This is a genomic window from Variovorax sp. P1_H12_2, assembly GCF_056405335.1.
The window spans coordinates 1-4,184 of sequence record NZ_JBFUCI010000502.1; the positions used below are offsets into that span (position 1 = coordinate 1).

Sequence of the window (4,184 nt, forward strand, 5' to 3'; positions counted from 1 at the left end):
CCTTGACGCCGCGCGAGCCCATGTGCGCATAGGCGGCGCGGAGTTCCGACATCGGCAGGGTCTGGTCGATCACTGGCTTGACCTTGCCCTGGCTGTACCACTTCGCCAATTCGGCCATCATCTGGGCATTGGCCTTGGGTTCACGGCGCGCGAAATCGCCCCAGAACACGCCGACCAGCGATGCGCCCTTGAGCAGCGTCAAATTCAATGGCAGCGAGGGGATCGGGCCGGCGGCAAAACCGACCACCAGATAGCGGCCGCGCCAGGCGATCGAGCGGAATGCCGGTTCGGCGAATTCGCCGCCCACCGGGTCGTAAATGACATCCGGGCCTTTGCCGTCGGTCGCGGCCTTGATCGCGTCGCGAAAGCCATTGGGCAATGCATGCGTCGTGTAGTTGATCGCCGCGTCGGCGCCAATGGACTTGCAAAGCTCGCATTTCTCGTCGGTCGATGCGGCTGCAATGACCCTGGCTCCCGCGGCCTTGGCAATCTGGATGGCCGCGGTGCCGACACCGCCAGCCGCGCCGAGTACCAGCACCGTCTCGCCGGCTTTCAATTGAGCGCGGTCCATCAACGCATGCCRGGACGTCGCGTAGGTCATGACAAAGGCCGCGGCATCGACGTGGCCGAAGCCGTCGGGCAATGGCATGCACAGCGCCGCCGGCGCCAGCGTGTGGGTGCCGAAGCCGCCGGTGCCGGACAGGCACGCCACGTTCTGTCCGACCTTCAGGGTCGTGACGCCTTCGCCGACCGCGGCGATCACGCCCGCATATTCGGAACCGGGAACGAACGGCAGCGGCGGCTTCATCTGGTACTTGTTCTGCACGATCAGCAGGTCCGGGAAATTCAGGCTCGCGGCCTTGATTTCGATCAGCACCTGTCCCGGGCCCGGTGTGGGCGTCGGCAGTTCTTTCCAGGTCAGCGCCTCGACGCCGACGGGGTTTTCGCAGAGCCATGCGTGCATGCTCGTGTCTCCTGTAAATGAGTCTGGGGTCTATGGAAAATCCGGGTCATGATAGGCGGGCGGCGCAGGCGGTGCATGTCCCAGCCGTGACGCACTGCCGCCTACAATCGCCGCCACTGACTGACGCCATGAAGATACTTATTTCGAACGACGACGGCTTCCAGGCACCCGGCCTCGTCGCCTTGCACGACGCGCTGAAGGACGTCGCCGAGGTCGAGGTGGTCGCACCCGAGCACAACAACAGCGCCAAGTCGAACGCCCTCACGCTGGCCGCGCCGCTCTACGTGCACAAGGCGCACAACGGCTTCCGCTATGTCACGGGCACGCCCGCCGACTGCGTGCACATCGCCCTCAAGGGATTGCTCGACTACCGGCCCGACCTGGTGGTGTCCGGCATCAACAACGGCGCCAACATGGGCGACGACACGATTTATTCCGGCACCGTCGGCGCCGCCATGGAGGCCTATCTGTTCGGCATCCCCGCCATCGCCTTCTCGCAGATCGAGAAGGGCTGGGCGCATGTCGATGCCGCGGCGCGCGTGGCCCGGCGCCTGGTCGAGCAGATCGAGCGCGAGCAGATGCTCGGTGGCAATGCCTTCCTTCTCAATGTCAACGTGCCGAACCTGCCCTTCGACGAACTGAAGCCGGTCAAGGTCTGTCGCTTGGGGCGCCGCCACGCGGCCGAAAAGGTGATCACGCAGGACAGCCCGCGGGGCGAGACCATGTACTGGATCGCCGGTGCCGGCGGGGCGAAGGACAGTGGCGAAGGGACCGATTTCCATGCCACTGCCGCGGGCCACGTGGCCTTGACGCCGCTGCAGGTCGATCTCACCGATCACTCGAACCTCGCGCACTGGGGCGACACGATGGCGCGTGTCGCGCGCAGCGCGGCGGGGGGCTGACTTGGGCAACCAACGCCCGGGTTTTCCCGTACGCCTGACGCCCACGGCCTCCGCAGCGACCCGCGGGCGCATGCCCGCCGTGCCGCTCAAGCCGATGGTTCCGACGACGCCTTCGATGGCCTCGGACGCGGTGCGGGCGCGCATGGTCCAGCGGCTCGCCGCCCAGGGCATCGCCGATGCGCGCGTGCTGCGTGCCATGGGCACGGTCGAACGCCATCTGTTCGTCGACAGTGCGCTGGTCAACCAGGCCTACGAGGACACCAGCCTGCCGATCGGTCTGGGCCAGACCATCTCGAAGCCGAACGTGGTGGCGCGCATGATCGAACTGCTGCTCGGCGCGCCGGCCCTGGCCAACAAGCCCGGCGAACGCCTGGGCCGCGTGCTCGAGATCGGTACCGGCTGCGGCTACCAGGCAGCCGTCCTGAGCCATGTGGCGGCCGAGGTCTACAGCATCGAGCGGCTCCGCGGCCTGCACGAGCGGGCGAGGGTGAACCTGCGGTCGTTCCGGCTGGCGACCGTCCATCTGATGCTGGGAGATGGCATGGTGGGCTATGCGAAGGGCGCGCCGTACGCGGGCATCATCGCCGCAGCGGGCGGCGAGGCGGTGCCCGAAGCCTGGACCGCGCAGCTGGCCGTTGGCGGCCGGATCGTCGCGCCGACCCAGTCCGCGACCGGCGGCCAGGCGCTGGTCGTCATCGACAAAACAGCGCGCGGTCTCGAGCGCCGCATTCTTGAGGCTGTTCACTTTGTCCCCCTAAAATCGGGAATTGCTTGAAGGGAAGAACAATGCAGGGTATTGGCAATCGGAGCTGGCTCTCCGGCGTCACGCTGGTGGGTGTGCTCGTGATTGCGGGGTGTGCCTCACCACGCGGTCCGGCGCCGGTCGAAGACCGCGGCACCATGACGCAAGCGCCGGGCGCGACGAACGGGTCCGGCGTTCCCGGCGGGCCTCCGATCACCACCGATGCATCGGGCAAGCCGCTGCCCGGCATCGAGAACTATGGCAAGCCCGGCTACTATGCCGTGCGACCGGGCGACACCATCCGTCGCATCGGCATCGAGACCGGGCAGACCTGGCAGAACATCGCCCGCTGGAACAATCTCGACAATCCCGACCTGATCGAAGTCGGCCAGGTGCTGCGCGTGATCCCGCCGACCGGCGCGACCGCTGTGGCGGCAGCGCCCGTCACTGAGGCCGCGCGGCCTGGGACGCAGCCGATCGTCGCACCGGCCACCGCAGCGGCAGCAGCAGCAGGTCCGGCGGTCAAGCCCGCAGCACCCGTCACCGCCTCGCCGACCCCGCCGGCCGCAGCTTCGGGCGACGAGGACGTGGGTTGGATCTGGCCCGCGCAGGGCTCCTTGATCGCCGGGTTCGATGAATCCAAGAACAAGGGCCTGGACATCGCCGGCAAGGCCGGCGATTCGGTGCTCGCCGCCGCGGACGGGCGCGTAGTCTACGCTGGCGCCGGCCTGCGTGGCTACGGCAACCTCATCATCCTGAAGCACAACAACACCTATCTCACGGCCTATGCGCACAATCGCACGCTGCTCGTGAAGGAGGACCAGTCGGTGCAGAAGGGCCAGAAGATTGCCGAGATGGGCAACAGCGATGCGGATCGCGTCAAGCTGCATTTCGAAATCCGCCGCCAGGGCAAGCCGGTCGATCCGGCCCGCTACCTGCCGACGCGTTAGCGCCATGGCCGCCTCTCGCCCTCATCGCACCGCGGACGTGCGGCGAGTGGCGGGCAACGGCGGCGACATCCAGCCCGAGGCTCGCTTCTCCGAGCAGGAGCCGGACGACAGGGCGGGCGACGCGTTGCCGGCCGGACTGGGCGGCGGCGACTCGCTGACGATCTATCTGCGCGAGATCCGGCGCACCCAGCTGTTCACGCCCGACGAGGAGTACCGCACCGCCTGCGCCGCGCGCAGCGGCGACTTCGCCGCCCGGCAGTCGATGATCGAGCACAACCTGCGGCTGGTGGTCAACATCGCCAAGGGCTACCTGGGGCGCGGCGTGCCGATGGCCGATCTGATCGAGGAAGGCAATCTCGGCCTGATGCACGCGATCAACAAGTTCGAGCCCGAGCGGGGCTTTCGTTTTTCAACCTACGCGACCTGGTGGATCCGGCAGGCGATCGAACGGGCGGCGATGATGCAGGCCCGCGCCATCCGCCTGCCGGTGCACGTGGTGCGCGAGCTGCATCAGGTGATGCGGGCCCGCCGCGCGCTCGAGGGCGACGCCGATTTCCTGGTCCGCCGGCCCGATGGCGTGCGGGTCGAGGACGTGGCTGCGCTGCTGGGCCGCGAGGTCCAGGAAG

The 4,184-nt window shown here is 67.8% G+C and carries 5 protein-coding genes; 4 read left to right on the forward strand and 1 reads right to left on the reverse strand.

Annotated elements, in window-relative coordinates; genetic code table 11:
- The coding region (locus AC1D2K_RS31055; protein ID WP_478093824.1) for an NADPH:quinone oxidoreductase family protein at positions 1-964 on the reverse strand (964 nt) is incomplete at its 3' end.
- Between the two features lie 128 nt (positions 965-1,092).
- On the opposite strand from AC1D2K_RS31055, the gene surE reads away from it, so the two are divergent.
- The 4 genes from surE to AC1D2K_RS31075 form a co-directional block, all read left to right on the forward strand.
- Entirely contained in the window at positions 1,093-1,866 is a 774-nt protein-coding gene (gene surE / locus AC1D2K_RS31060) for a 5'/3'-nucleotidase SurE (RefSeq protein ID WP_478093826.1), read from the forward strand.
- A 1-nt stretch (position 1,867) separates the two neighbouring features.
- On the forward strand, positions 1,868-2,641 hold the full coding sequence (locus AC1D2K_RS31065) for a protein-L-isoaspartate(D-aspartate) O-methyltransferase (RefSeq protein ID WP_478093831.1): 774 nt from the start codon (positions 1,868-1,870) through the stop codon (positions 2,639-2,641).
- Between the two features lie 11 nt (positions 2,642-2,652).
- Positions 2,653-3,558 (forward strand): peptidoglycan DD-metalloendopeptidase family protein, encoded by a 906-nt coding sequence (locus tag AC1D2K_RS31070; protein WP_478093828.1) that lies wholly within the window; start codon positions 2,653-2,655, stop codon positions 3,556-3,558.
- A gap of 4 nt (positions 3,559-3,562) precedes the next feature.
- Positions 3,563-4,184 (forward strand): sigma-70 family RNA polymerase sigma factor (locus AC1D2K_RS31075; RefSeq protein WP_478093829.1); only part of this gene is annotated, 622 nt, incomplete at its 3' end.